Source organism: Paenibacillus sp. PL2-23, from assembly GCF_040834005.1.
Taxonomy (GTDB): Bacteria; Bacillota; Bacilli; order Paenibacillales; family Paenibacillaceae; genus Pristimantibacillus.
On the sequence record NZ_CP162129.1, the window covers coordinates 4,127,963 to 4,154,254 of the forward strand.

Sequence of the window (26,292 nt, forward strand, 5' to 3'; positions counted from 1 at the left end):
CCTCGCCTTCAATTCGATTTTTTCTCCACGGCAAAATGCTTGGACACACTGCCCTCGCGTCCATGCCCCTGGACCGTCAGCTCCCATATGCCGGGCGTCGTATTGCCCGAAACATGCCACGTCCACTGTACATACCCATCTCCGTCAGCTGCCGCCAAACCAAGATGCTTCGCTTTGCTGGCCCCGCTCTTGTAGGTAACGCCGAGCGAGACGCTGGCCCCGGGCTCCGTCTTCACGATGACAGTCGCCTTCTGGCCCGGTCTAAGCGGATTTGGCGAAATGGATACGATCTGCAGCGGCAGAGCTTCCCCTTCGGATTCCCCGCTGTATGCGGCCGGCGCCGCGTCGCTCACCCATACCCGCTCCATCGCTTGCTCACGCAGCACGATCGGCTCCTCCAGAAACGGCAAACGGAAGGGGTATTCGTATTCCAGCGTGATGGCAATATAAGCCTCTTCCTTATTAGCAAGATCAGGCAATGCGATGTATCCCAGCCGAATGCGCTCAGGCTTCAATAGGTATGCGTTGGCGTATTGGCGCACATAGGGCTCAATAACGCCTCCCCCCAGCTCGGTCGCCGCCATATTCTGAAGCGGCCGCCAATCTCCGCGAAGGGCAGAAGAGACAAGCTCCCCGGCAGGGTCGGGAAGCCACTCCGCGGCATCGGCGGCAACCTCGCTCCATTCGGGCAGCGGAACGGGCAAAGCCGCCGCGCTGCTCGCCGCTCCATGCAGCTGCTGATGTGCAAGCTCTGCGGGGTACATATGAGCCGCGAGCTGGCGGACGCTGTGCGAGGCCGCCGTATGGAGCGCCATCTGAGCCCCGCACAACGAGATCAGCATGGCAAAGGCGGCCAGCAGAAACAAGAGAAACGGCATCACGAGCGCTGCCTCCAACACAATGGAGCCGCGGCGATCCTCCGCCCAGCCGCCCAATAATGCCTTTCCTCTAATAGGACCAGCCCACAGTTTGCGTCGTTTCATATCGGCTGCCGACTACCTTTCCCTGAAGCAAATCCAATCGTCCCAGCATGCTCATCACTCCCGGCAGGAACCATAGCTGCATGGAGACCCTTGCTTCCCCGGTGACGCTTGCCGGGACGGCGGACAGCAACAGATCGGTATTTTGTTCAATTACAGCAATCATTCGACCCAGTCTCCGCTCCCTCTCGCCCCCATGCATCATCATAAATAGCCGCAAATAATCCAGATAGGCCAGCTCAACCTTCACATATTTTGAGAGGGGCGCCGACCCCTTCTCCGCGAATGCGAGCATATCCTCCATTGTCCGCTCAAGCCCATATATCAGGGCTCCTGACAAGACGAGAAGCGGATGGCCCAGCGCCCTGCATTCCAGAAGCCCCTCCATCGTGCGGATCGCCAGTCTCACGGTGAACAGCTCCGCATAAGCAGCAATCAGGTTGCCGACGGGATCGTGAAAGCCATACAGCACATACTCCATCTCCTGATTATGGAAAGAGGCAGCCGCCATAACGCCATCCGGGTCGCCATTGACGAGCAATGCGCGGAGCTGCTGCGGTTCAAAATAAGAAAAGCGATGAGCCGCGTATTCTCCGAAATAAAAGCTGTCTCGTCCATGAGCCAGCATGTCGGACAGGCCGGCAAACAAGCCGTCCATCCTCGCTGCTGACGCCTCGGCCGCCGCTCCCGCATCCGCAGGTTGCTCCAGCTTGTATGCAGCAGTCTCGGAAGCCCCCTGCTGATTAAACAATAGATTCTGGTCGTAGCGCTCGCGCACGCTATTGAATATTTCCTGGTAATCTGGCCGGACCGGCACCCCCGCCAAGCCATGAAGCATCCGGCTCGCTTCCCTCCACTTGGAGTCAGCCTGCAGCTTCTGCTCGTCCAGCTTCGCTTGCAGCGAAGCATCCAGCACGCTTGCCCTTCGCTCCTTCAGCACCTGGCCCGGCTGCGAATACAGGGCCTCGTAGGCCTGAAGCGCCGAGCCGATTTCTGCGACAGATAGAAGCAGAGAGGCCTGAGCGATGGGGTTCAACGGCTTCGACATTGCGCCGGACCATCGCCCCAGCAGTTGATCCATTTCGCTTGTCAGAGAGGAGCTGCGGGTACCTTGCTGGAGCAGCTCCGCTCTGTACGCGGCGAACCATTCGCCTGTCCGCAGCAGCTTATCGCTGCTGCTCCTTATTTCCTCCAGCTGCCTCTCCAAATCCCCCTGCACCGGATTGTCGGCTGCGCCCGGTACCTTCTGATTCGCGACATGGCTGTATCCCGCTCCAGCAGCCGAGTCTGAGGCGGCGATCAGGCGCTGCATCTGGCCGTTGATCCGTTCCGCCTCCTCCACCTTGCCTGCGGCGTCCGTCAACAGCTCCGCATGCTTCAGCTTCAATCGGCTGCTGCTGCTTCGAAGCTCCATGGTCAACGCTGCCACTTCTTGCTCGTAAGCCGCAATGGAATCGCTGTACAGGGTCTCCTCGCCTTCCCCTGCAGCGGCGTCGAGCTCGACTTGTCCAACATAAGCACCGTAAGCCTCAGCAAGCGAAGCCGATGTGAAGCCCCCGCCCCCACCACCAACAAGCCCCGATCGTCCAGCAGGAATCAAAGCAAGCGCTTCGCTGTCGCTCACCAATTGAGCCGCGGCCTCCTGCAGTCGAACCGCCTTCTCCAGCAAATCCTCTCTCCGCTCATACAGCCTGCGAAGCTGCTCCAGCGTTTGAATGGCGTTGGAGCTTTGCTGCAGCGTTGTTGCCATTGGCGCAAGCTTGGCGATCAATTCCAGCGTGAAATCAACAGGCGCCTTGTACTTCATGTCCTCCAGCACCTGCCTGGCGAACACGTCATGCTCTCCAAGCGTCGACGCCGTCAGAAGCTTGGAGGATTCAAGCGTCGAAGCGACAATGCCGAAGCCATCGTCCGGGCCCAGCGGCCTGGTGCCAAGCCCCGCCTCCAGTACCTCCCTGAAGATTAGGCCGCCATCGGTTCCGCCTCGCCCGAATAAGCCATATCGCTCAAACAGCCAGGAGTCATAAGCGGACAATACGGAGCGCACGCCTGAGCGCGCCGCATTCTCCGACATCAGCTGGAAGGCAGCGATTCGGGCATAATCGATCAGAACGGCGAAAAACAACAGCAGTGAGGACAAAATGAGCACTGCCGCAATTGTTACCGCTCCATCCTCCTTGAATAGCCATTTCGGCGCTTGAATCATCATGCCCTCGCTCCCTCCATTTACGGCGTTGCCTGTCCATAGGACGACAGCACCTCGCCCGCTCTGCTTCTTGCGGTTGTTCTGCCATTGGGGTAATCCGCAAATTTCCTCCAATAATAGCGGGCCAGGTCCACGCTACGAACAAACTCAACGGGATCAACTACGATCCCTTGGCCAGCAGCGGCCGCCTCTCCCCTGGTCCAGCCCTTCTCCCAAGACGATAGCGACAGCGGATGGCGCAGCTTCACTTCAACGGATCGGCGCAAGCCGCCGCTCTTATAGGAGACCGTGCCCCTGTAAGGCAGCTGGGCAACAGCCATCCATTCAGAAGCCGCCAGCAGCTTCCCGGCTGGTCCACCCCCTTGCCCTCGTTCAGCCGAAGCTGTGCCATCTCCGCCTTCTGCCGGCCATTCGACGCTATGGTTCGCGCTGTCCGCTCGGAGACCGAATACGCTAGCCAAAGCGCCATCCGATCCCAGATTACGGTACAGGCTGTCATAGCTGGGGCTCAGCAGCATGCCGGTCTCCGGCTCTCTGTTGCTGTTGTCCCAGCTGAACGCGGCCCTCTCGGCAGTGACCGAGGCGGCATAAAGCACGATGGTCTGCTGATACAAATACATGCCGAGGAACAGAAAAGCGAGCACCATCGCGAGCAGCACGGGGAACACCGTCACCGCCTCAAGCGTAAAGCTGCCTCTCTGGTCCTCGCGCCAGCTTTGAAGGCTATTCAAATATTTTCCTTGCATCGTTATCCGCCTTGTCCAGCGCGTCCTGCACCAGAGCTACGATCCAATCCTTGAACAACAGGGCAATAATGATGACAACGGCAACGATAAGAATAACCTCAAGCGTGCCGATCCCATCCTCCTTCCGCATAAAACGTTTAACGTGATTCATCATTTTGTTCATCTGCAGCCCTCTCCCTACTCTAAAATTATAGTTAAGACAACATCAGAACGGCCGGTGCCGCTACCAGAATCATTAATATAAACAGAATGCCAACAAGAGGAAACACAAGCTTCGACGATGCCTCCTCTCCTTTAAGGCGGGCTGCTTCCTTACGCTTCTCCCATAAGGAATACGACAGCTCTCGCACGGACAATACAAACTGCTCGCCGCCCTTGCGATAATTAAGCAGCATGACAGTCGTGAATAGAGACGCCTCCTGCACCGCACAGCTGCGATTGAACCGCTCCAGCGCCTCATTGAACGGCTGGCCATTCCGAATACCCGCAACCGCCGCTCTCCACTCACGATCAAGCGGATGCTGGGAGCTTTCTTTGCCCTCCAGACAACGAAGGAAGGCCCCCTGAACCGTCTCGCCGGCACCGACAAGAAGCATCAGCTTGCTCATCCGATCAGGCAAGGCAACCATTATGGCATGCTTCCGTTCCTTCACCGCCTTGCCCGCGTCCGCATAACCGCGGAGCGCCAGGCCGACGGAGGCCAGCGCGCCTGCCGCTAGCAGGGCCTCTTCGCCGCTCATGGCCGCCAGCCATGCACAGCACACCATGGCAAGGTAGCCCATGCCGACACCGGCTGCCGCTTCTAGCTTCGTGCGATCCATCGTCCAGCTTGCGCCGCGAAGAATCACTAGCCTTGTATGATAGCCGTTCAGCAGCAAGCCGGCCGTCTCCCATTGCGCCGCATATTCGACTGCCTTCAGGAATGGCGCCTCCATCATGTGGACTCTCCACGAGACTGGGCTGGCCTTCCGATTCTTCATTAGCTCCGGCAGCAGCCTGCGAACGCCAGATCCGCCAATGAGACAGCCCCAGCCTGCGGTTAATCCCATGGCGACGATAAAGCTGATCATAGCTCCTCTCCTCTCGTCATTTCACGGCTTACATGCGGATGCGCATAATTCGGTCCATCAGCCAGAAGCATCCCATGAGCAGGATGAACAGCAATGTCAGAAGCGCATACCCCAAGCCGTTATATAGCGGTGCCATATAGTCAGGCGCCGCAAAGCCGAGAAAGCCGAGAAATACGAACGGAACGCCCATCATGATGCGAGCCTCTAACCGCTTCTGGGCAAGCAGCACCTTCACTTCCGCTTCGACCGTCAGCTTGTCTCCGATAATGGTTGTCGTCCGCTTCATGACCTCCAGAAGATCCCCGCCCGACCGCTTGCAGGTCGTCAGCGCATCCACGAATTGACCCATCTCTTCTATGCGTGTGCGATCGTCCAGATCTCGAAGCGCCAGCTCAAGCGGGTCGAAATTATCAAGCCGATGGCAAATAATTTGGAATTCCTTCAGCATATCCGCGCCGGAGTCCGCATACAGAAGCTTCATATCGTCCAACGCGCCGCGGAACGCGTTCTCCATGGAGCGACCTGCTGCAAGTGATGAGGCAAGAGAATACAACGCTTCCTTGAACTGCAGCTTCAGCCTGCTTCTTCGGCGCTCCAGCAGCGCTTGGCGTCTCCATCTGGGGGCAGCAAGTCCAAGAATGGATGCCGCCAGCGACAATGAAACGGAATGATAGAATAAATAGAAGCCCAAGTACACGGCTCCCGAAGCCATTGCTACAGCGAACAACAGCTCCTTCTTATTAAGGGTATATTCCGTATAACGCGTCAGGCCTGCGCCAGCGCCCCGCGAGTCCAGCACCCCCTCCCAGCCGCACCAGACGATAGCTCTCCGCCATAAACCGCCAGACATGCTCATAAGCTGCCCCCCTCGGGTGTGCCAGCCGCCTTCCCGGCCAGCCCCAGCTTTTCCGTACTTCGCAGGACAACGTCCGTTTTTCTCAGCATCCCCATGACTCGTCCATTCCGCTCTCCTTCCTCTTGATAGAGGAATAACGGAGACAGCTTGACCTCGCCGTCCTCCACGCCCAGCACCTCCGATATTTCGAAGACCTTGCGTGTACCATCGCGGAATCTGGCCAGATGAATCATAATGTCGATGGCCGAGCTGATTTGCTTCCGGATCACCTGCAGCGGCAGCTCCGCCCCGCTCAGCACCATCGTCTCCAGGCGACTGACCATATCCAGGCAGCTGTTTGCGTGTCCCGTAGACAGCGAGCCGTCATGCCCGGTGTTCAGCGCTTGGAGCATGTCGAGCGCTTCGGCGCCGCGCACCTCGCCTACAATAATGCGATTGGGCCGCATGCGGAGAGAAGCGCGGATAAGATCGCGAATCGTCATTTCGCCCTTGCCTTCCGTGTTGGCGTTTCTTGTCTCCATAGCTACCAGGTTGGACACGCCTTCAATCCGCAGCTCAGCTGAATCCTCTATCGTGACAATTCGTTCGTCCGAGGGGATGTATCTGGACAACGCGTTCAAGAATGTTGTCTTGCCTGTCCCTGTCCCCCCGCTAATAAAAATATTGTATTTGGCCTCCACCAGCTCGCCCAGGAATTGCACAGCCTCAGGAGATACGGCATGCCGTCGGATCAGCTCTTCCATTGTCATTGGCTCGCCCGGAAATTTACGGATGGTCATGCATGGGCCCTTCAGCGCAACGGGAGGAAGCACTACATGAACCCGGGAGCCATCCTTCAGCCTGGCATCCACTATGGGAGTCGATTCGTTCACGACCCGGTTCACACTCGCGACAATCGACTGAATGAGATCCTCCAGCTTCTCTCTGCTCTCGAATGCCGCAGGGTATCGCGTCATGACGCCATGCCGCTCGATAAACAGCTCCGTATGGCTGTTGATCATAATCTCGCTAATATCGGGATCCTCCATGAGAGGCTGCAGAATGTCCAATCCACGGAAGGAGTAGAATAGGCGCTTCACCAGCTTCACCTTGTCAGACACAGTAACGGGATGGGCTTGGCACCACTGGAACACCACTCGCTCCGTTTTCTCCATCAGCTCTTCATCCGACAGCGCGCCTCCAAAGTCAATGCCTGAGCGAATCTTGCTTCGAAGCTCGTACACCAGCTCCTCAGACAGCATGGACAATTTCCTTCTCTCTCATGGCATAAGACAGCAGCTGATCCGCCGCCGCTCGATAAGAGGAAGAGGACAGCAGGGGAGGCAGCTCCACTCCTCGCCACTCCGTGACCTCGGGCAGTTGAATGGGCGATTGTGTTACGTCAAAGCTATTGTGGCCTCTTGCTCGAATGCCTTGCGAGCGATTAAGTACAATAAGCGATTTTGCAGCGATAGAGGCGAAGCGTTCTCCCCACTTCTGCCCTCCGTACTGCTGCATACAAGACTGCTTGGCGGCGGACGGGAGGCTATCCGCGATCAGCCACAGGTTGCGGTCCGCGCGACCAAGCAGCGAAGCCTGCATATCGTCCATGCCGGCATCCATATCCACAATGATGATGTCATAACCAGCACTGGCCCCAACCGCCTCTACGATAGCGAGGGCATCCTCCGCTTCCAGCAATATACGATCCTCCACATTGCGGAAGCCTGACATATAATCGCATTTGAGCAAGGGATGATATTTGCGATGCTTCGCGATCCACTGGGAGCTCTCCGACGATCCCGTCTTGATCTCATAGAGCAGCTCCGACAAGCCTGAGCCTGCGTCAACGCTCGCTGATTGCCCGTGCAGCCATAATCCGGATGTGTCCCAGCGTTCCATATTCAAATAAAACACCTTTCGGCCTCTGGCAGCAGCCGCATTCGCCAGATGTAGAGCCAGCGTCGTTTTGCCGACGCCACCTGAGGCCGAATGAATGGTCAGCACCTTTGTGTCGCCCCGGTCCTGCTGCGAAGGGGAATAATGAACCGAGCGGCCGATCATGGCGCTGTACCCTTCCGCAAGCCCCTTCAGAAGCAAAGGAAGCGCCTGGAACTGAAGCACCTCAGCCTCACCGCCGCTCTCACCGGACTTGGCCACCAGCGCTACCGACGGAATAGCGCATAGCTCTGGCCTTAGCTCCCTCAACAGCTCCGGCTCCGCCGCGATTAGATCAATCGAATAGCCCTGCTTGGCATACTGCTTGCACGCGCCTGGATGCGTAAATGCCGAGACCTGCCACTGCTCCCCGAAGGAGCTGCCGCGAATATAATCCGCCAATCTCCTCGTATACTCCTTCTCTTTCGCTACGATTGCCAATTGAAGCCTCTTCAGACCCCATCCTCCTCTCTCTCCCAAACACGCAAAAAAAGCACCGTACAAGCGCAGCGATAGGCTGCCTTATACGGTGCTTCCGTGGTCAGGTATGAACTTGGTAATGAATTTACCATAATTCGGAGAAGTTCGTCAACTCCCCTTAGTGAAAATACAAGCCGATTTCGCGAGCCGCATTTTCGTCCGAATCCGAGCCGTGAATAATATTGCTCGCCACATCCGTTGCGTAATCGCCTCGAATCGTACCCGATGCGGCATCCGTCGGATTCGTAGCGCCGATTAGCGTGCGGGCGTTCTGGACGGCATCCTTCCCCTCCAGCACCATCGCGAATACCGGTCCCGAGGTAATGAAGTCAACCAGCTCTCCGAAAAACGGCTTGCTGTTCAAGTGCTCGTAATGTACCTCCGCCAGCTTGCGATCCAGCTGCGTCAGCTTCGCGTCGACAATGGTGAAGCCCTTCTCTTCAAATCTAGCAACAATTTTCCCAATTAAACCTCTTGATACGCCATCTGGCTTAATCATAACAAAAGTTTTGTCCATGTTTATAACCCCCCATTTATGGTATTGCCAATTATTTACTTAACCATTCCATAATGATGCCTGCCGTTTCTTCGATAGCCCGGTTTGTTACGTCGATGACCGGACAATTCAGCGCTTCCATGACACCTGCCGCGTATTCGAGCTCTTCCCTTATGCGCTCCTGATTGGCGTATTGCGCAGAAGCGGGCAATCCGAGCGCCTTCAGCCGCTCCGTTCTGATTTCCAGCAGATGCTCCGGCTGCATCGTCAGTCCGACGATAAGCCGTCCAGGCTCTCCCTTCAGCTCCTCCGGTGGATTCACCTCCGGCATTAATGGCAAATTAGCCGTCTTGATGCCCTTGTGGGAAAGAAAGACGCTCAGCGGAGTCTTGGACGTACGGGAGACGCCAATAAGCACCACCTGCGCCTGTGTCAGGCCGCGGGCATCCTTGCCGTCATCGTATTTCACCGCAAACTCAATCGCCTCAATGCGGCGGTGATAAGCCTCGTCGATGGAATGAAGCAAGCCAGGCTCCCTTCTCGGGAACGAGCCGAATGTATCGACAAAAGCTTGCATCATGGGACCCATGACATCAACCGCGCGTACGCCGTATTTGACCGCTTCCTCGCGCATAAGCTCTCGTAGCTCAGGCTGTACCAAGGTATAGCTGATAAAACCGCCGGTCCGAGCGGCTTCCTTGACAATTCTGACCACCTCGTCCTCCGTACGCAGATGGCCATAACGCTTAATCTTCACCTGCTGGGACGAGAACTGCCTAAGCGTCGCTTTCGCTACCGCCTCCGCCGTCTCGCCTACCGCATCGGAGCAGACGTAAATCGTTTGTTCTGTCTTCATTATTCCGGTTCCCCCAATTCCCGCTCTGTCGCAATATCCGATAAGATGGCGATAAGATTCGACTTGGATACCCAGCCCGACACTACGGGGTTTTGCAGAGGGTCCATGGACGGCATAATAACCGGTAGGCAGTCGACCTGATGCTGCGACATCTTGCGCACGGCTTCCATCACCGTGTCGTCTGGAGACAAGGTGACAATGTTGGGATACCGTGTCATAACCATACTTACGGGGATGGAGCCCGCGCCGGTGTTGCCTAACGTAATTTTGAGCAAATCCTTAGGTGTCACAATGCCCGCAAATCGCTTGTCCTCATTCACAACAAGCAGCGTATCCGCATTCTCCATGAACAAAGTGATCACCGCATCATGAACAGATAACGAATCCGGAATATTGACAGGAACCCCCTGCACCTCGCGAACCTTCATGCTGTGGAAGCGTTGAAGCGGCTCATGGCTCGCCCGAAACGTATTTCCGAGGAAATACCCCACCTTCGGCTTGGCGTCTAGCATGCCCAGCATGACCAGAAGCGACAAGTCGGAACGAAGCGTCGGCCGGCTGACGCCCAAATATTCGGCAAGCTGCTCACCCGTTACCGGAGCATGCTTCTTCACCAGCTCGATAAGCTCCAATTGTCTGGATGAAAGCTGAATGGTTGCCCCCTCATTTCGTATATGAGTCATAAATCTCGTAATATAGGAAAAATACCCTTTAAATAAAATATCATATTTATAATTAATGTACAATATATTAGATGTCGATCCTTGCGGAGAACACAAAAAAACGCCTATAGTCGACTAATGTCGCTACAAGCGCACCTCTATATTTCCGCTATGTCCCAAGTTCAGCCCGGCCCATTCGCACAAAATTTGCGCAGCTCCGGTCTGGCAGTGTATAACTACAGTATATCTATTCAGGAGGTATTGCATAATGTCCAAGCCCTTGCAAATTTCGCCCGAAACAGCCATCAAGCTGTCGGAGCAGTTGAATATTCCGCTGGAGCATCTGATGCATATGCCGAAGCACATCTTGTTGCAGAAGCTTGCTTCGCTTGCCAACAAAGAAGCGGAAGTCGCCCCGGAGAAACCGGAATGATGCTTCCATTCCAGAACACCTGGCCTTATGAAGTCATTATGGGGGATATCTATGTCGCAAGCTGTCCGTTCTGCAGTGAGGAGAACGTGCTGCTCAATCTGAGGCCAACGGAGCTCGATGATATCCGCGACGGCAAGAAACGACTGCTTGTCTTCCCTTGCTGTCATGGCAGAGTGACCGTTATTGACGCGGATCAGGATTATCTGCTGACGGACGGACCGTTAGCCAAAAGACAGCAGCAGTAGACTCGGCCCGATGCCGCAAGGCATCCGGCGGAGCCCCTGCCTTAGCTTGCTTCCGTGGCGGAATGCTCCCGCCGCTTCTCCTCAGCCTCTTCGCGAATAAGCTGCCATTGCTCCCGGCATGCACGAATCATTGCCGCATCCATAATACGTTTGTCGTTCACGACGCGGGAGAACCACTTGACGGCATCATTATTTTCACCGATTCTGCGGTGCAGCTCTCCGATCAGGAACATCAGCTTCGCGTTGTTCAACGACCCGCCTTCCGTCTCGAACACCCTTATGTATGCGTCAAGCGCATATTTCAAGAAGCGCTGCTCCTCCGCCACATTGTCCTCGTAGCGGTAGAGCCACGCGATATGATGCAGAAGACCCGCTATAACGCGCTCCGACGCCCCTGTAGCCTGCGCGGTCAGAAGCGCCAGCTTGTAGGTAGCCATCGCCTGCTTGGCCGTTCTGGGACCGCCGAAGTCCTGTCCCTTCCAATTCACGCCGATTCGCTCAAAGTAGCTCTGTCTCTGCTTGTCGTTCAGTCTTTCAAGACCGTTCTCAGTAGTCGCGAAGCCGCAGCTCGGGCAAACGCGCACGACATAGAAGTCCGGATTAATGCCATTGCTATAGTGTCCGCAGAAGTCGGAATCGACGGTAGAGGCTCTCTTGAAACTTGGGCGAACTCTGGTTGTGGGATAAATAGTTTCACAGCAGATGCATTCAATCTTCGATTCGTACAGCGGATCCATAACATTCACATCTCCTATTCGGTCGTATTCACGAAATGGTGAGCGGGCCCTGACAATCGGTTCAGTACGATTGCACGAAGCTCCTCCTCCAGACCTACTTCCTCAAGCGCTCTCGACATGCAATCGAGCCAAGCCTCAGCACGCTCCGGCGTAATGGGGAAAGGCAGATGCCTAGCCCTCATCATTGGATGTCCGTACTGGTCGGAATACAGGCTGGGACCGCCAAAGAACTGGGTCAAGAACTGATATTGCTTCTCCATGACTGGATCGATATCGGCAGGAAACAACGGTCCTAATAGCGGATGCCGCTGAACCTTGGGGTAGAAAGCCTCGACTATAGACCTAAGCCCTTCTCCTCCGCCGATCGCTTCATAAAGGCTTATATTCCTATTTAACATGATTACATCTCCACCTTTGTAGGTCATTTGTATTATATCATATCCTTGTCCCGAATGGGACTTTCAGGCGAAAAAAAACACCCGTGCGCGCTGCACACGGGCGTTGCTGATAACGAGAAATCTCGCGACATGATTAAGCTTCGTATTCTTCCTCGCTGGGAGTCGAGATGGACTCCTTGATGACGTAGACAAAAGCGCAGACCAGAATGCCGGCGATAATACTCATACTCATCACTCCAACCGTTTAAGAATGATTCTATTGTACCATAAACCAAACGGAATTACAGCCATTTTTGCAACCGTTTTCTTTGTAAATATTTTCATGCTGGACAAAATTGAAGTGTTGCACGGCCGCCGCTTGTCATATGGTAGAAATAGAGCCTGTACGCACCCGCGGGCTGCAAAACCAAAGGAGGCGGCTCCATGCTCCGCACATTCATCCATCCCTTGTCCATTACAGCGCTTGTCGCTTTCATTATTGCCGTTCTGATGGCTGTATATCCTACAGAGACGCTTCATTCTTCGCTCCGTGGGCTGTCTATTTGGTGGGAGGTGCTTTTTCCCGCGCTATTCCCTTTTTTTGTTATTTCAGAGCTACTGCTTGGCTTCGGCATCGTTCATTTTTTTGGCAAGCTTCTCGATCCGCTGATGCGCCCGTTATTCCGCTTGCCTGGGATCGGAGGTTTTGTGGTCACCATGGGCTACATATCGGGCTATCCCGTAGGAGCCAGGCTGACTGCCCAATTATATGCCCAGAGACTGATTAATCGAACGGAAGGCGAGCGGCTGGTCGCGTTCACAACGACCTCCGATCCCATCTTCCTCATTGGCGCAGTAGCCGTCGGCTTCTTCCATAACGCGGCCGTTGCACCTGTGCTGGCCGCCGCTCATTATGGAGGAGGCTTCCTTGTGGGGCTGCTCATGCGTTATCACGAGCGAGGCTCCGATTCAGCATTAGCCGGCACCGCGTCACTCCCCCGGCCGCAAAAGCTTATTAGGCGCAGCCGGATAACGATTGCGCTTAAAGCGATGCACGAGGCCCGTCTGCTTGACGGACGCGGTCTAGGACAACTGCTCCAAGACTCCGTTCAATCAGCGCTCCGCCTTATGATCGTTGTGGGCGGACTCGTCGTGTTCTTCTCCGTCGTCATGGAGATGCTCACTCACGCTGGCCTCGTTGCAGCGCTGTCTGAGGCGTTGAGGCTCCTCTTCAGCCTGCTTGGCCTGCCCGCTCCGCTCGCTGATGCCGGCATCAATGGGCTGTTTGAGGTTACGTTGGGCGCCAAAGCAGCGGGAGCGGCGGGAACCGGGCTTATGCATCAGGTTGCCATCGCCGCGTGGGTGCTTTCCTGGGGCGGCTTGTCCGTACATGCGCAAATCGCCAGCCTGCTCAGCCGGACCGATCTCAGATACAAGCCTTTCCTGCTGGCGAGGCTGGTGCACGGCCTTCTGGCTGCAGGACTGGTCTACGCGCTATGGGGTTGGCTGGCTCCCATTCATTGAATTCAACGCCATTTTCCGATATGATCAAAGGTATGATCGCATGAACGGAAGGAGAATGTTGACATTGAAGTACGCCGTGATCGACCGTGGCGACGAGCGTTCCAAAGCGCTGGCCCAGCAATTCCATGACCTAGCCGCAGACCGGGGGTTCGAGCGTCATGACTCCCGTCCCGACATGGTCATTTCCATAGGCGGCGACGGCACGCTTCTGCAAGCCTTTCACCAATATGTCGACTGTATTAACGATGTTTCGTTTGTTGGCATTCATACGGGACATCTCGGATTTTACGCCGACTGGAATGCTGACGAGCTGGAGGAGCTGGTCCGGCATATGGCCGAGGAGACGCCGCGAATGGTCCGATACCCGCTTGCTCAGATCGAGGTGGAAACAACCAGTGAGACCCTGCATTACTTGGCCTTGAACGAATTTACGCTAAAGGGCGTCGACGGCACGCTGGTCGCCCAGATTAATATTAATGACGAAATGTTCGAGATGTTCCGAGGGGACGGCATCGTCATCTCTACCCCTTCAGGCAGCACGGCTTATAACAAAAGCTTGGGGGGCGCAATCGTACACCCGTCCATTGAATCCCTGCAGCTTGCGGAGATTGCGTCCATCAATAACCGAGTGTATCGTACGCTTGGATCGTCCGTGCTGCTGCCCAAGCACCATCATTGCGACATTATATCCAAGAAGGAGCAGCGCATTCAGCTAAGTATCGATCACGTCAGCATCATGTACAGCGATATTGTGTCCATTCGATGCAGCGTTGCCTCCCGCAAGGTCAGTTTTGCGAGACATCGACCGTTCCCGTTCTGGGAGCGTGTCCGTGAAGCGTTCCTTGGTTATGATGTTCGATAATACGAAAGGACGCCGGTCCGCTCCCATCAAGAGCGTCCGGCGTCTTTGTTATTGGTATGCTGGCCTTTGCCGCGATGCTGCTGCTCCGATGTAGCCGCCGCCTCTTGGCTGGCAAGCTTCATCGGCCTTTTGCCTCGGTGGTCGCCCCCGCGGTGCTGCTTGTGCTTGAACGGCTGCTCCTTGCGTTTGCCGCCCTGACCTTGGCCTGGGCTCTGGGCCTGCCCTTGGCCTTGCGAAGGGTCGTTCCCGGCTCCATGCTGCTGGCCTTGTCTCTGGCCTTGTCCGGTCTGTGATTGACCTTCGGCGCGAGCGCCATCGCCCCTGCCGCCTGAGCGCCCTCTATGCTCGCTGCGCTGATGCTGACGATAGCGATGCTGCGGACGCTGCTCCTTCGCAGGGGCTTTCGGCGCCTCCGCTGCCGAAGCCGTCTCTGCGGCGCTTACGACGGCAGCCGACTCCGCCGCCGCTCTAAGATCGAATCCTTCCAGACGCACGGTATCTTCCCCGATCTCCTCGTCCAGATCGATATCCTCGGCGTTCACTTCTACACGCCCGTCGCTTTTCTTCTCCAGGATGAAGTAAGCGCAGCCGAAGTTGCAGTACTCATTAATATAATCTGAAGCTGACGAGAACAAGCTGTCTTTGCTGGCCTTATGATGATTGTCGCGAAAAAAGCCCTTCAGCCGCAGCTGATTATAGCCCCAATCGCCGATGATGTAATCGTACCGCTCCAGCACCTCGCTGTACCGGCTGCGGAAGGCTTCGGGATTCCAGCCGTTTCTATTCTCGTGAATAAGCTCGTACGATTTGCCCCCAATATGGATCAAAGCCATGAATACACCTCATTTTTTGCTTCGGCTTGTTATTTGGCGCTTGCACAGGAGCCGGACGATTCCGCGTCGTAATAGTCCGGCGCAATCGCGATCTCCTCAGCGGCCATAGCGGCGTGAGCGGAGTCCGTCTGCTCATACGCATGATAAGAGCTGCGAACGAGCGGACCCGATTCCACATGTCGGAAGCCGCGCTTCTTGCCCTCTTCCTTAAGCGATTTGAATTCGTCCGGGTGAACATAACGAACGATAGGAAGATGCTTCGGCGTAGGCTGCAAATATTGGCCAAGGGTTAGAATGTTGCAGTCAACCGCGCGCAGATCATCCATGGCTTGCAGGATTTCCTCGCGCTCCTCGCCGACACCAAGCATAATGCTGGATTTGGTCGGGATCTTGGGCTTCATCTCTTTGGCACGGCGCAGAAGCTCCAGGGAGCGCTTGTATTTCGCTTTGGCACGCACGCGGTCGGACAGCCGCTCCACGGTTTCAATATTGTGATTCAGAATGTCGGGATTGGCGTCCATAACGACCTGCAGGGCATCCCAGTTGCCCATGAAATCCGGAATGAGCACCTCGACGCGGCAGAAAGGCAGGCGCTGGCGAATCGCCCGGATCGTTGCGGCGAATATCGAAGCTCCTCCGTCCTTCAGGTCATCCCGCGCGACGGAGGTGACCACGCAGTGCTGCAGTCCCATCTGCTCCGCAGCTTCTGCCACACGCTCCGGCTCCGCTGTGTCAAGCTCAGTCGGCATTCCGGTCTTGACCGCGCAGAACCGGCAGGCGCGCGTGCATATATCCCCCAGAATCATAAAGGTCGCGGTGCGGTTCGACCAGCATTCATATATGTTGGGACAGCGTGCTTCCTCGCATACCGTATGCAGCGTCTTGCCGCGCATCATTTCCTTTATTTCGGCATAGTTGCCGTCAGTCGTTAATTTTATACGAAGCCAGTCCGGCTTTTGAAGCTTCTCGCGTTGTTTCATTGCTATTCCCTGCTTTCACGTTCAGTTATAAGTTACGCATTGCCAACATTATAACACGACTATTAGCGAAAAAGTAATGACAAGGCTGAAGCGGAAGTCTCTTAATCCATAGTTTATCGGAATACGATCTATCGAAATTTGATATATGTTTATTCGTCACGCTTCCCATTGATTCCCCGCCCGTAAGTCTCCTGATAGGAGCTGGGTGTGCAGCCAGCGTATTTTTTGAAAATGGCGATAAAATATTTATAATCCTTGAAGCCAACATCAACCGCGATCGCATAAACCTTTTCATCGCTTTGCTGGAGCATCTCCATGGCTTTCTGAATACGATAACGATTCAGGAAATCATTGAAAGTGTAAGACGTTTCACTTTTAAACTTCTGGTTCAGGTACGTCGCGCTTACCTCCAGCTTCTCCACTAGATCCTTGATGCTGATCTTCTCTGCATAATGCTCCTGCACATATTGAAGCATCTTTGTTACATAACGGGTCGACTTGCCCGGCAACTTCATGACTGAAGCCCGCAGAGCTTCTCCGCCCCCCGCCTCGGAGGTCTTCAATACAGCGTATTGACGCTTCATCTCGACCTGCCTTTTGGCACGCTCCAGTGCGGCCAGAAGCTGTTCCTGTTCCAATGGCTTAAGCAGATACTCTGTGACGCCAAGCCGGATGGCATCCTTAGCAAGACGGAATTCATCGTAGCCCGACAGGATGATGTAGCTGCAAGTGGCTTCCTCTACGCTATGCTCGATCATCGAGATGCCGTCCATCAGCGGCATGTTGACGTCGACAATAACGATGTCTGGACGGAGCGCAGCTATCTGTCGCAGGCCTTCTTCTCCATTCTCCGCTTCCCCGACCACCACACAGCCCGCTCTCATCCAGTCAAAGGTAAAGCGAAGCCCCTTCCGTATCATTTCTTCATCTTCCACCAGCAGTACCTTGAACATCCCCATCCTCCTTCCGATACGGCAGCACGAATGTTACGATCGTACCCACCCCTGGGGTGCTGTCTATCTGAATACCGTAACGATCCCCGTACATCAGCACTAATCTTCTGTGCAGGTTATGCAGTCCGATATGCGGCGCACGGTTGTTCTGAGACAGCATGATCTCACGTACCTCTTGCAGCCGATCACTGTTCATGCCTCCTCCATTATCCTTCACCTCGAGGACAAGATCTTCATCCATTACGTAACCCGCCACCTCGATCGAGACGAATTGACGCTGGCGATAGCCGTATTTGATTGCATTCTCAATAACGGGCTGCAGCATCAGCCTCGGCACAAGTGCCAACTTAGCAGACTCTTCGACATGCTCCTGATAGCTAAGCCTATCCTTGAACCGCATCTGCTGAAGCTTCATATAGCCTGCTATATATTCCAAATCGGTGCCAAGCACCACTTGATCGTGTTCATTGCCAATACTATAGCGCAAGTGACGGGACAGCGTAAGTACAATATCCTGAGCCAGCTTGTCATCGACAACGATTGCATATCTAAGCATCTCCAGCACGTTGAATATAAAATGGGGGTGGAACTGCGACTGAAGATGCTTCACTTCAATGACCCGTCGCAAATCCGACAGCTCCTCGTTTTGGGCTATCAGCTCATTGAGCCGTCTCAGCATCAAATTATATTGATTCGCAAGTGTATCGAATTCATCTCCGGTTCCGATATAGACATACGCAGCCATATTGCCAGCTTGCAGCTCCCTGACCGCGTACGTCAGCTTATCGATTGCGCGCGATTGGCGAGTGGAGATCAATCGGGCGGAATAGCGGATAAGCAGCCATAGCAACACGCTTGCCAGGGCAAAGAAAACCGCCAATGACAAATAGGCAGCATAATTCCATGGGGCCGCACTGAGTGTGTAGATTTGCCATCCCGAGTTAGTCACTTGCGTCAGCTTGCTGTAATACCGCCCTTTGTCGACCCAAACAAAGCCCTGAGGCTCATCTGCCAGGCTGTATTTGTTCATTAGCCCCCGTGTCACATGGCTCGTGGTTGCAATAATATTATGATAGGAGTCAGTTACGACGGCAATTTCGTTATTTTGCACAAAAACAAGCTTCTGAAAGTCTTCCTCATACAGTTGATAAATCAAATAACCGGCGATCCCATTTTCACTCTGGATTGCTCTGGCAAAGGTATAGACGGTATAACGGTCTTGGGTGAAGCGGATTTGATTGCTCTCTGCAAGCGAGGTCACTCCCTGTCGCTCCATTCGAAGGATGATAGCCTGCAGAGCCTGATCCGTCGATTCCGAGCCGTAGTTGGCGGAGGCTGCCAGAATAGTGCCCTCTGGGCTAAGGATGTGCATGATGCTTTTCACCTACTGGCGGCTGTTGAAGGTATAGAAACGTTCAAATAATTCCGGACCACCTCGGCCCGATTCTGCAAAGGAAATAAAGACTCCTTGCTGGGCCGCTTCATGCATCTCCTTAATATAGGATGCGTACACATTCTCCATCGCTGATTCGATTTTTTTGCCGGCATTAGACGTCTGGTTTACTAATAGCAGCTTTGAATTAATCATCATGAACAGCAGGAAGAGGACGAACAATATCGAGATCGGTACAAGCGTATGCAGCAGGAACATCCGGCGCAACGAATCCTTGAAGCTCCTTTTAACCATTGCCCCTCCCCTTTCATGTGCACAGCATAATACGGAGAATACCCAATAAGTCTCTGAATGGACAAAAGGCCGGAACTCGCTTTCGCGAGCCCGGTCCAGACTACATGGTCACTTCTTTTTTGCCCGACAGCTTGAAGAACAAGAGCAGCGAAATAACTGTGATGAACGTCAGCATCGTGGACAAAGCGGCTGCTACGCCGTAATTGCCCCGGACGACCTCTGTATAGACAGCAACAGTCATCGTTCTCGTGTTCCCCGTGTAGAGAATGATCGAAGTACTAAGTTCAGTTATAATACTGATCCAGCTTATAATAGCGCCGGCGAATACGCCGGATATCATCATTGGAACCGTAATCTTAAAGAAGGTTCTCATCGTGGAGGACCCTAGGCTGATTGCCGCTTCTTCAATGCTGTCGCTTACTTGGTGCAGTACGGCTGCACTGGAGCGAATTGTGTAAGGCAAGCGCCGGATGGCGAAAGCGGCAATAAGAATGATCATCGTTCCGCTGAGTACAAGCGGCGGCTTGTTAAAGGTGACGAGCAACGCAATACCCAGAATCGAGCCTGGCACGATATACGGCAGCATCGTGAAGGTATCCAGCAGGTTTGCGACTGCGCCCTTACGCTTCACCGTTACATAGGCAATCAGCATAGCAGCAAGAGTAATAATCACTATCGTAATGCCCGCCATTATAAAGGTATTATATATGGAATCCCCTACCTTCGAGAAGGCAGCTCTGTAGCTATCAAGTGAATATCCATCTACAAAAATTTTACCCGACGTCTTCTGGAAGGACGTGTACGCGACATATGCTTGCGGCATCATCGCCAGAACCGTGAACAGGTAGACATAGATATGAGCCGCAACATTCGCCGCTCCCTTCAGCTTCTTAGGCTCAATGGGATTAAGCGCGCTCATGCTGTAGGATTTCCGGTTCGCTACGAATTTCTGCAGCAAGAATACAGCTGTCGCGAATACGACCACAATAACGCTAATTGCCGCGGCGAATCCGTCGTCGCCTCCGACTTCACTAATAAACTCATTAAAGATGAGGACCGGTACCGTACGGAAGCCCTCGCCGATCAGCATCGGCGTACCGAAATCCGCAAAGGCTCGCATGAAGACGAGCAAGCCGCCCGCAAGCAGTGTTGGCGTAATGAGCGGTACGAGAATCTTCCACATCTTCCGAAGGCCAGTGCAGTTCATACTTTCCGCTGCTTCCATAAGTGAATTATCGACATTCTTCAGCGCCCCGGATACATACATAAATATAAGCGGAGACAATTGCAGAGTGAGTACAAGCAGAATGCCGGAGAACCCATAGATATCAGGCATGCGGAAGCCAAATACATCATAGAAAAAGTTCGTCAAAACGCCATTTCGTCCCAGCAGCAGAATCCAGGCGTACGCTCCAATGAACGGAGCGGACATCGACGAGATCAAAATCAGAATACGAATGGTGCCGCTTCCTTTGATCTTGGCTATTGTCATCATATAAGCGAGTGGACCCGCTACTATAATGGATAGCAAAGTAACGCATACCGTCACCTTTATACTGTTCCAAACGGCGTTCATATAATAGGCTTTACTGAAAAACTTCGTAAAATAAGCCAAGGAAAACTCGCCTGTCGTGCCGTCGAAAAAGCTCTTGATCAGCAGCATGAACAGCGGCAACGCCAGAAAGATCAAATATCCTGCAAAAATAACAAACGTGATGAGCGACCAAATGTCCCACCGTTTCATGCGGTTCATTGTCCTGTCCCCCGATTGAGGTTGCGCTCACCTGTAGCATCATACACATTAATCGTATCGGACAGTATCGCAAGGCGTACCGTTTGGCCAATCTCTGCTGATTCGGCTGAAGTCGATTGTTGGATAACCTCGACCTCTTGTCCGTTGTCGAGCAATACGATCAAGTGCGTATTCAGACCAAGGAAAACATTGTTGATGACTTTGCCCGCAAGCCCTCTTCCGTCTTTGGACACGACAAGCTCCTCTGGCCTTACGGAAAGTCGGATAGAGATGGATTCTCCAGATTTCGCTTCTATCCCAAGCTCCGGCATGAACAGCGAATAATCGCGTCCTACGCGAACCGCTGCGCTTCCGCTTTCGTCTATCTCCAGCTTGGCGTCGATGACGTTCGTACGACCGATAAACGTTGCGACGAACAGATTCGCCGGACGTTGATAAATGTCTCTTGGCGTTCCAATTTGCTGAATTACACCTGAATTCATAACTGCAATACGATCGGAAACCGCCATTGCCTCTTCCTGGTCATGGGTCACATAAACCGTCGTAATGCCAACTTCCCGCTGAATGGATTTGATGGCATTACGCATGTCTACGCGCAGCTTGGCATCCAGGTTAGACAGCGGCTCATCCATTAGCAGTACGTCCGGATTAATCACGATCGCTCTGGCTAGCGCCACACGTTGCTGTTGTCCGCCCGACAAATTTTTGGGCATTCTATCCCTGTATTGATCGATTTGCACCGTGTACAGCATCTCACTAACTCGGCGCTGCTGCTCCGATTTCGCAACTTTGCGGTTTTGCAGGCCGAAAGCCACGTTCTCCGACACGCTGAGATGAGGGAAAATTGCATAATTCTGAAATACCATTCCAATGTTCCTTTTTCCCGGGGGAACATCATTCATAATGCTGTCATTGAAAGCAAGCGCTCCGCCTTCTATGCTGTTGAAGCCCGCCACCATGCGAAGCAATGTTGTTTTCCCGCAGCCCGAAGGACCCAGAAGGGTGAAGAACTCACCCTTCTGTATATCCAGATTCAGCTCGGGGATAACGGTGGTGTCGCCATATTTTTTCACGATGTCCTTAAACGATATCGCAACGCTCATGTTATGCACCCGCTTCCCTTCTATTCTGTGTACTTAACTCTCTTATTTCGTAATTTCGGTGAACAGGTCTGTGTAGCGTTCTACAATCAATGATTTATTTTCTGCAACATAAGCCACATCTTCTTCAATCACTTTAATTTGATCAATGGGCGTCATGAATTCACTGATTGCAGCATTGGCGCGAAGCGGACGATTTGTTGTTTGTTGTCCAAGCGCATCTTGGCCTTCCTTGGAGATCAGATAATCAATGAATTTTTTCGCATTTTCCTGATTGGCGGAGCCTTTCACGAGTCCTGCGCCTGCATCGAGGAACACCGCGCCTTCCTTAGGAAACACAACCTTCACAGGAGCGCCGTCCTTCACATAGCTGACAGCGGGATCTTCATAAGTCAGAGCAACAACATATTCACCGTCGGCAACGCTCTTATGAGCCTTGCTTGAGCTGCCTGCAATTTTACCGTCAATGTTCTCCAGCAGCTTGGCTACGTAATCCCAGCCCGCGTCGGATGTGTAGTCGCCGCCGATTGCTTTCAGCATGTTAGTCAGCTGTGCAAAGGCCGAGCTGGAGTTAGCAGGGTCCGCCATCGCAATCTTGCCCTTCAGGGCCGGATTCAACAGATCTTCATAGCCGTTGATTTCAAGGTCGCCCGCCAGGTTGGTGTTCACCAGCAATACGCTGCCGTCCGATACGACGGGTGTCATGACTCCCCATTTGTTCTGATGGCCCTCCATCAAATCCTTATCGTTCGGCGAAATGTATTCCTCGAACAGATCTGCATTGTCCCTGTATAACGCGTAAGCGCCTCCAAATAAAACGTCGGCATAAGGATTTGCTTTCTCCGACTGAATTCGCTTGATCAGCTCGCCGCTGCCGGCGGATACCAACTCCACCGTAATGCCTGTCTGTTTCTCGAACGATGGAATTAGCGCATTCAGCATCGCTTCACTATTCGGCGTATAGATCACCAGTTTGTTCGAACCGCTCGATTCGCCGTTGTTCGAGCCTGCGCCACATGCCGCGAGCACTGCAATCAACATTGTTAGAATAATTGACGTACTCAACCACTTTTTCATTATTCCTTCACCCCTTGTTTGAATGTAGATTCATTCTAATCTCAATGTAAGCGCATTAAAATCCTATAATTCAACACAATCATCTAAGATTCACAACCATTTGTAGTATGGCGTCACTATACATTTGTTCAGGCAGCTTATCAAATCGCAAACAACAAATCATTTTTATGGATAAAAATCACACTCCTGCAAATGATATTTCTATGTCCGTCCATGCTTTTGAAAGGGTGAGAGTAGTGAAGGGTAAGGGTTATTTCTCAATGACAGCCGCAGTAACGTCATTATCACTTCTATTCAGTCCTGCTGGTCACACCGCAGCGGCGTCAAAGCCCATGGCCATCAGCCAAAAGGGTGCTTTCGTTAGTACCAATAGGCAAGTCCAAGACCAAATCGACATTCGGCGTGAGCTGTATGACAATCTGAGCACCGTCACTGGCGTGGATTGGTACTGGATTGCAGCCGTTGACCAATACGAGAGGACCATATCCAAAGCGCGCCCCAAGGCGCGCCCTCAGCTAGGCCAGACGGTCGGCGTCTTCATTGAGCCCGAGCGCTGGGCTGGGGAGCTGAACCCCGATACGGAGGATATGCTGCCGGTCTCCATCTCATGGTTCCAAGGCATAGGAAGGGATGGAGACGGCAATGGCCTTGCGGAGCGCTCAAGCGACTTCGACCTGCTCTATTCGCTGATTACTTACGCTTCCGCGCAAGGCACGAACGACGAGAGATTCCCGATCGGGCTGTGGGAATATTACCGGAACGGCCGCTCCGTCAAGCGCATCTCGCAGTTCGCCAAGCTGTACAAGCATTACGGCAAGCTTGATTTGTTCGAGCATGCGTTCCCGTTGCCTCTTCGGTCCTCTTATTCGTACAGGGACACCTGGGGAGACAAGCGGGGCTGGGGCGGCCGGCGCGTTCATGAAGGCACCGACATATTCGCCGGCCATGGCACGCCCGTTAGAAGCACCTGCTACGGCGTCATTGAAATTAAGGGGTGGAATAAATACGGCGGCTGGCGTATTGGCATTCGCGACTTAAACAATCATTACCATTACTACGCTCATCTATCCGGCTTCGACAAGGGGCTGAACGTCGGCGATATCGTCGAACCCGGCCAGGTCGTGGGCTGGGTAGGCTCCTCCGGCTACGGCAAGCCGGGGACAAGCGGCAAATTTCCGCCGCATCTGCATTACGGCATTTACATCGATCGCGGTCTTCTGGAATGGGCCTTCGATCCCTATCCTCAGCTTCGCAGATGGGAGCAGCAGGAGCGCAAACGTCTTCGCTCCAAGCGTTAATAATGTAACTAGAAAAAAACCGCAGCTTTATATTCAAGCATCTACGCCTGAATAAAAGCTGCGGGATTTTTCTGTATGGGGTATTCGCTTACTCCGACTCCATCCGAAACACCGTATCGTCAGACCCTTCCGACAGATTGGCATCCTGGGCGGACTTGCCGACCCCCTGCGACGTTTCGTTCGGGTTGGTGGACACGCCGGCTCCAGGCGCGAGCGGCACCGAGATATTGGGCGCTGCCGGCGCGTTTTCTCCTACCGGCTTGCCCGAGCTGTCGTAATAATACATGGGCACATCGCCGACAACAAGCAAATACGATATCGGAATTTCGGTTTCCACCAGCTCCGGCTCGGAGTCGAACGGAATAATGATGGATACCTCCGCTACCACTTTAATATAGACCTCGACGAGTACCATATTAATGGCGGCGTTGCGTTCCCGAGTGCTGAGCTCGACCTTCACCGCGCCAACAGGCTCGAATCTCACAGGCACCTTAGGGCCGAAGGAGGAAATAATCGCGCTGTTCAGCGCGTGGCCAATTGGAATATTTTCCGGGATGTCCTTAATTTCGCTGAACGTATTCTGAACCGTGTTGATCGTCTCCGAAGTGATGCTCATATGCTCGGCGTAATTAAGCATGAACCCGGATATTTTGCCATCGCCGTTCATCTTCCAATCAATCAGCTTCTCCGATTCGGACTTCCGGGCCACCTGCTCTGTAATCGCTTTGTTGATGGCTTGGGTAGCAACCTGCTTAACCCTGACTTTGGCAATATTCATAAGGGGCGGCCTCAGATTGCGTTCAACAAATATGAAAGAAGGCACGGAAAACAGGAGCATGCAGACGAGCATAAGCAAAAGCAGCGTGCGCTTCCGGAGCCTTCTCTTCGGCCTGATGTCGCTTGGCTTCGCGCCCCAGGAGGAAACCTTCGCCTGCGAGCCGCTGCCTAGCTTGATGGAGATCAGCGGCCCTCGCTTGCCCCAGCCGCCGCCCGATCTCGCTCCCGATGGCCGCACTCCCCACCCGCCCGGCATTACGCTTCTCCCAGAACCGGAGCCCCACCTCGCGCCAGAGCCCCCCGAGCTGGATGGTCTTGCGCCGGAGCTCCCCCAGCTCATTTTTTTCACCCTCCGGAAGGAGCCCCAGCTTCTTCCTGCCCGAAAGCCCCAGCCCTTCTTCCCCCATTTGGCCATACGTCATCCCTCCATCCGCTCGTCCTTCGTTGTATCATTCATATGAAGGAGGGGAACAAAAAAGAAGGCCTGCCTTCGACCTTCGAGGCAAGCCTTCCTATTATCCGACTAATGATTTGATATAAGCGATATTGTCGCGCAGCAGCGTCTCCGTATCGGCCGAACCGCTGAAATCCTCGAAGCTGAGCCAGCCGTCATAGCCAATAGCCTTCAGCGCGTTAATAACCGTTGGCCAATGAACGGCTCCTTCTCTGAGAGCGCCCCACTGCGAACGCCACAGAGGATCGTGCTCGCCGCTCTCCGTCGACGGCACAGGAGCGTCGGTACGGTGCCAAACCGCATTTTTTACATGCACATGTCCCAGATAAGGTCCCAATATTTCCAGCCCCATCTTGTACTGTTCGTAGCCTTCGTGCACCATGTTGCCCGGGTCGTAGATGACGCCGATTCGGTTCGGGTCGAAGCCGTCGACGAGTCGGCGAGCGGCGGATGCGCTGCACGCGATATTGCCGTGATGCACCTCGATCATCGCCTTGACGCCGTAGACTGCGCTCAGCTTATCGGCCTCCTCAAGATAGGCTCTTGCTTCCGAAAATAGATCAATATAGGAGCGGCTCCGGTCATAGCCCGGTACGCCGACGCGAATGGACGGCGCGCCCAGCTGCTTCGCCGCCTTCATGGCACGCTCCGTCGCGGCGATATCTCCGCTTGCGATATAGGAAGCAAGGTTAGGCGCGCCAAGTCCCGCCCCATCCATCAATGCGCGAACTGCAGCCAGCTCATCCTCCGTCGAGTCTGCCGCTACCGTGGACAGATTGTTGCCCCAGAAGGAAGGCTGCTCGTCTTTTTTTGCGGGATTATTATTCGTAAAGCGCCATTCCACGCCATCATATCCATATTCCTTAAGCAACTGCGCTGTTCGCTCCAGCGAGCAGTCCGGTGTCATCACTGTAAAAACTGCGTATTTCATTG

The 26,292-nt window shown here is 54.0% G+C and carries 28 protein-coding genes; 5 read left to right on the forward strand and 23 right to left on the reverse strand.

The window, feature by feature from the left end; all coding sequences use genetic code 11:
• Nucleotides 1-8 precede the first annotated feature (8 nt).
• The 11 genes from AB1S56_RS18115 to AB1S56_RS18165 all read right to left on the reverse strand — a co-directional run bounded on the left by AB1S56_RS18115 (nucleotide 9) and on the right by AB1S56_RS18165 (nucleotide 10,290).
• Nucleotides 9-983 (reverse strand): AAA family ATPase, encoded by a 975-nt coding sequence (locus AB1S56_RS18115; RefSeq protein WP_340868398.1) that lies wholly within the window; start codon nucleotides 981-983, stop codon nucleotides 9-11.
• Nucleotides 949-3,189, reverse strand: coding sequence for a hypothetical protein (locus tag AB1S56_RS18120; RefSeq protein ID WP_340868399.1), 2,241 nt, complete (start codon nucleotides 3,187-3,189; stop codon nucleotides 949-951). Before AB1S56_RS18120 ends, AB1S56_RS18115 begins: the two co-directional genes overlap by 35 nt.
• 17 nt (nucleotides 3,190-3,206) lie before the next feature.
• Nucleotides 3,207-3,932, reverse strand: a complete 726-nt coding sequence (locus AB1S56_RS18125; protein ID WP_340868400.1) for a TadE family protein — start codon at nucleotides 3,930-3,932, stop codon at nucleotides 3,207-3,209.
• Nucleotides 3,910-4,095, reverse strand: coding sequence for a Flp1 family type IVb pilin (locus AB1S56_RS18130; RefSeq protein ID WP_340868401.1), 186 nt, complete (start codon nucleotides 4,093-4,095; stop codon nucleotides 3,910-3,912). Before AB1S56_RS18130 ends, AB1S56_RS18125 begins: the two co-directional genes overlap by 23 nt.
• A 31-nt stretch (nucleotides 4,096-4,126) precedes the next feature.
• Nucleotides 4,127-5,002 (reverse strand): type II secretion system F family protein, encoded by an 876-nt coding sequence (locus tag AB1S56_RS18135; RefSeq protein ID WP_340868403.1) that lies wholly within the window; start codon nucleotides 5,000-5,002, stop codon nucleotides 4,127-4,129.
• A 28-nt stretch (nucleotides 5,003-5,030) separates the two neighbouring features.
• Nucleotides 5,031-5,858 (reverse strand): type II secretion system F family protein, encoded by an 828-nt coding sequence (locus AB1S56_RS18140; RefSeq protein ID WP_340868405.1) that lies wholly within the window; start codon nucleotides 5,856-5,858, stop codon nucleotides 5,031-5,033.
• Nucleotides 5,855-7,099 carry a CpaF family protein gene (locus AB1S56_RS18145; protein ID WP_340868407.1) on the reverse strand — a complete coding sequence of 415 codons (1,245 nt, stop codon included), beginning with the start codon at nucleotides 7,097-7,099 and terminating at the stop codon, nucleotides 5,855-5,857. Before AB1S56_RS18145 ends, AB1S56_RS18140 begins: the two co-directional genes overlap by 4 nt.
• Nucleotides 7,089-8,216 (reverse strand): AAA family ATPase, encoded by a 1,128-nt coding sequence (locus tag AB1S56_RS18150; RefSeq protein ID WP_340868409.1) that lies wholly within the window; start codon nucleotides 8,214-8,216, stop codon nucleotides 7,089-7,091. The genes AB1S56_RS18145 and AB1S56_RS18150 overlap by 11 nt, the downstream gene beginning before the upstream one ends.
• A 157-nt stretch (nucleotides 8,217-8,373) precedes the next feature.
• Complete coding sequence (gene ndk, locus AB1S56_RS18155; RefSeq protein WP_340868410.1) at nucleotides 8,374-8,772, reverse strand: nucleoside-diphosphate kinase; 399 nt, start codon at nucleotides 8,770-8,772, stop codon at nucleotides 8,374-8,376.
• A gap of 31 nt (nucleotides 8,773-8,803) precedes the next feature.
• Nucleotides 8,804-9,607: a pyruvate, water dikinase regulatory protein gene (locus AB1S56_RS18160; protein WP_340868411.1), complete on the reverse strand. Its 804-nt coding sequence runs from the start codon at nucleotides 9,605-9,607 to the stop codon at nucleotides 8,804-8,806.
• Nucleotides 9,607-10,290, reverse strand: a complete 684-nt coding sequence (locus tag AB1S56_RS18165) for a helix-turn-helix transcriptional regulator (RefSeq protein WP_340868412.1) — start codon at nucleotides 10,288-10,290, stop codon at nucleotides 9,607-9,609. Before AB1S56_RS18165 ends, AB1S56_RS18160 begins: the two co-directional genes overlap by 1 nt.
• 247 nt (nucleotides 10,291-10,537) lie before the next feature.
• Here AB1S56_RS18165 and AB1S56_RS18170 point away from each other — a divergent pair, with 247 nt between their 5' ends.
• Nucleotides 10,538-10,702, forward strand: coding sequence for a YycC family protein (locus tag AB1S56_RS18170; protein ID WP_340868413.1), 165 nt, complete (start codon nucleotides 10,538-10,540; stop codon nucleotides 10,700-10,702).
• Nucleotides 10,702-10,947, forward strand: a complete 246-nt coding sequence (locus AB1S56_RS18175; protein ID WP_340868529.1) for a hypothetical protein — start codon at nucleotides 10,702-10,704, stop codon at nucleotides 10,945-10,947. The genes AB1S56_RS18170 and AB1S56_RS18175 overlap by 1 nt, the downstream gene beginning before the upstream one ends.
• Nucleotides 10,948-10,988: 41 nt before the next feature.
• On the opposite strand, the gene AB1S56_RS18180 is transcribed toward AB1S56_RS18175, so the two are convergent.
• Together AB1S56_RS18180 and AB1S56_RS18185 are read right to left on the reverse strand one after the other, a co-directional pair.
• Nucleotides 10,989-11,684 carry a DUF2225 domain-containing protein gene (locus AB1S56_RS18180; protein WP_340868415.1) on the reverse strand — a complete coding sequence of 232 codons (696 nt, stop codon included), beginning with the start codon at nucleotides 11,682-11,684 and terminating at the stop codon, nucleotides 10,989-10,991.
• Nucleotides 11,685-11,698: 14 nt separating this feature from the next.
• Nucleotides 11,699-12,082: a globin gene (locus tag AB1S56_RS18185; protein WP_340868417.1), complete on the reverse strand. Its 384-nt coding sequence runs from the start codon at nucleotides 12,080-12,082 to the stop codon at nucleotides 11,699-11,701.
• A gap of 423 nt (nucleotides 12,083-12,505) precedes the next feature.
• Between AB1S56_RS18185 and ylbJ the strand changes: the two genes are divergently transcribed.
• Together ylbJ and AB1S56_RS18195 are read left to right on the forward strand one after the other, a co-directional pair.
• Nucleotides 12,506-13,585 (forward strand): sporulation integral membrane protein YlbJ, encoded by a 1,080-nt coding sequence (ylbJ, locus tag AB1S56_RS18190; protein ID WP_340868418.1) that lies wholly within the window; start codon nucleotides 12,506-12,508, stop codon nucleotides 13,583-13,585.
• A 64-nt stretch (nucleotides 13,586-13,649) separates the two neighbouring features.
• Entirely contained in the window at nucleotides 13,650-14,447 is a 798-nt protein-coding gene (locus tag AB1S56_RS18195; protein ID WP_340868419.1) for an NAD kinase, read from the forward strand.
• A gap of 26 nt (nucleotides 14,448-14,473) precedes the next feature.
• Here AB1S56_RS18195 and AB1S56_RS18200 read toward each other — a convergent pair whose 3' ends face one another.
• From AB1S56_RS18200 to AB1S56_RS18235, 8 genes are all read right to left on the reverse strand, one after another.
• Nucleotides 14,474-15,280 carry a YutD family protein gene (locus AB1S56_RS18200; protein ID WP_340868420.1) on the reverse strand — a complete coding sequence of 269 codons (807 nt, stop codon included), beginning with the start codon at nucleotides 15,278-15,280 and terminating at the stop codon, nucleotides 14,474-14,476.
• Nucleotides 15,281-15,309: 29 nt separating this feature from the next.
• On the reverse strand, nucleotides 15,310-16,260 hold the full coding sequence (lipA, locus tag AB1S56_RS18205; protein WP_340868421.1) for a lipoyl synthase: 951 nt from the start codon (nucleotides 16,258-16,260) through the stop codon (nucleotides 15,310-15,312).
• A 149-nt stretch (nucleotides 16,261-16,409) separates the two neighbouring features.
• On the reverse strand, nucleotides 16,410-17,213 hold the full coding sequence (locus AB1S56_RS18210) for a response regulator (protein ID WP_340868423.1): 804 nt from the start codon (nucleotides 17,211-17,213) through the stop codon (nucleotides 16,410-16,412).
• Nucleotides 17,185-18,585, reverse strand: coding sequence for a sensor histidine kinase (locus tag AB1S56_RS18215; protein ID WP_340868425.1), 1,401 nt, complete (start codon nucleotides 18,583-18,585; stop codon nucleotides 17,185-17,187). Before AB1S56_RS18215 ends, AB1S56_RS18210 begins: the two co-directional genes overlap by 29 nt.
• Before the next feature lie 12 nt (nucleotides 18,586-18,597).
• Complete coding sequence (locus tag AB1S56_RS18220; RefSeq protein ID WP_340868427.1) at nucleotides 18,598-18,900, reverse strand: hypothetical protein; 303 nt, start codon at nucleotides 18,898-18,900, stop codon at nucleotides 18,598-18,600.
• A 100-nt stretch (nucleotides 18,901-19,000) separates the two neighbouring features.
• Nucleotides 19,001-20,653, reverse strand: a complete 1,653-nt coding sequence (locus AB1S56_RS18225) for an iron ABC transporter permease (protein WP_340868429.1) — start codon at nucleotides 20,651-20,653, stop codon at nucleotides 19,001-19,003.
• Nucleotides 20,650-21,756, reverse strand: coding sequence for an ABC transporter ATP-binding protein (locus tag AB1S56_RS18230; protein WP_340868430.1), 1,107 nt, complete (start codon nucleotides 21,754-21,756; stop codon nucleotides 20,650-20,652). Before AB1S56_RS18230 ends, AB1S56_RS18225 begins: the two co-directional genes overlap by 4 nt.
• A 42-nt stretch (nucleotides 21,757-21,798) precedes the next feature.
• Nucleotides 21,799-22,830, reverse strand: a complete 1,032-nt coding sequence (locus tag AB1S56_RS18235) for an ABC transporter substrate-binding protein (RefSeq protein WP_340868432.1) — start codon at nucleotides 22,828-22,830, stop codon at nucleotides 21,799-21,801.
• A 332-nt stretch (nucleotides 22,831-23,162) separates the two neighbouring features.
• Here AB1S56_RS18235 and AB1S56_RS18240 point away from each other — a divergent pair, with 332 nt between their 5' ends.
• Nucleotides 23,163-24,128 (forward strand): M23 family metallopeptidase, encoded by a 966-nt coding sequence (locus AB1S56_RS18240; RefSeq protein ID WP_340868434.1) that lies wholly within the window; start codon nucleotides 23,163-23,165, stop codon nucleotides 24,126-24,128.
• An 88-nt stretch (nucleotides 24,129-24,216) separates the two neighbouring features.
• Here AB1S56_RS18240 and yunB read toward each other — a convergent pair whose 3' ends face one another.
• Both yunB and AB1S56_RS18250 read right to left on the reverse strand, forming a co-directional pair.
• Entirely contained in the window at nucleotides 24,217-25,320 is a 1,104-nt protein-coding gene (gene yunB, locus AB1S56_RS18245; RefSeq protein ID WP_340868436.1) for a sporulation protein YunB, read from the reverse strand.
• Nucleotides 25,321-25,420: 100 nt separating this feature from the next.
• Nucleotides 25,421-26,290, reverse strand: coding sequence for a sugar phosphate isomerase/epimerase family protein (locus tag AB1S56_RS18250; RefSeq protein WP_340868437.1), 870 nt, complete (start codon nucleotides 26,288-26,290; stop codon nucleotides 25,421-25,423).
• Between the last annotated feature and the right edge of the window lie 2 nt (nucleotides 26,291-26,292).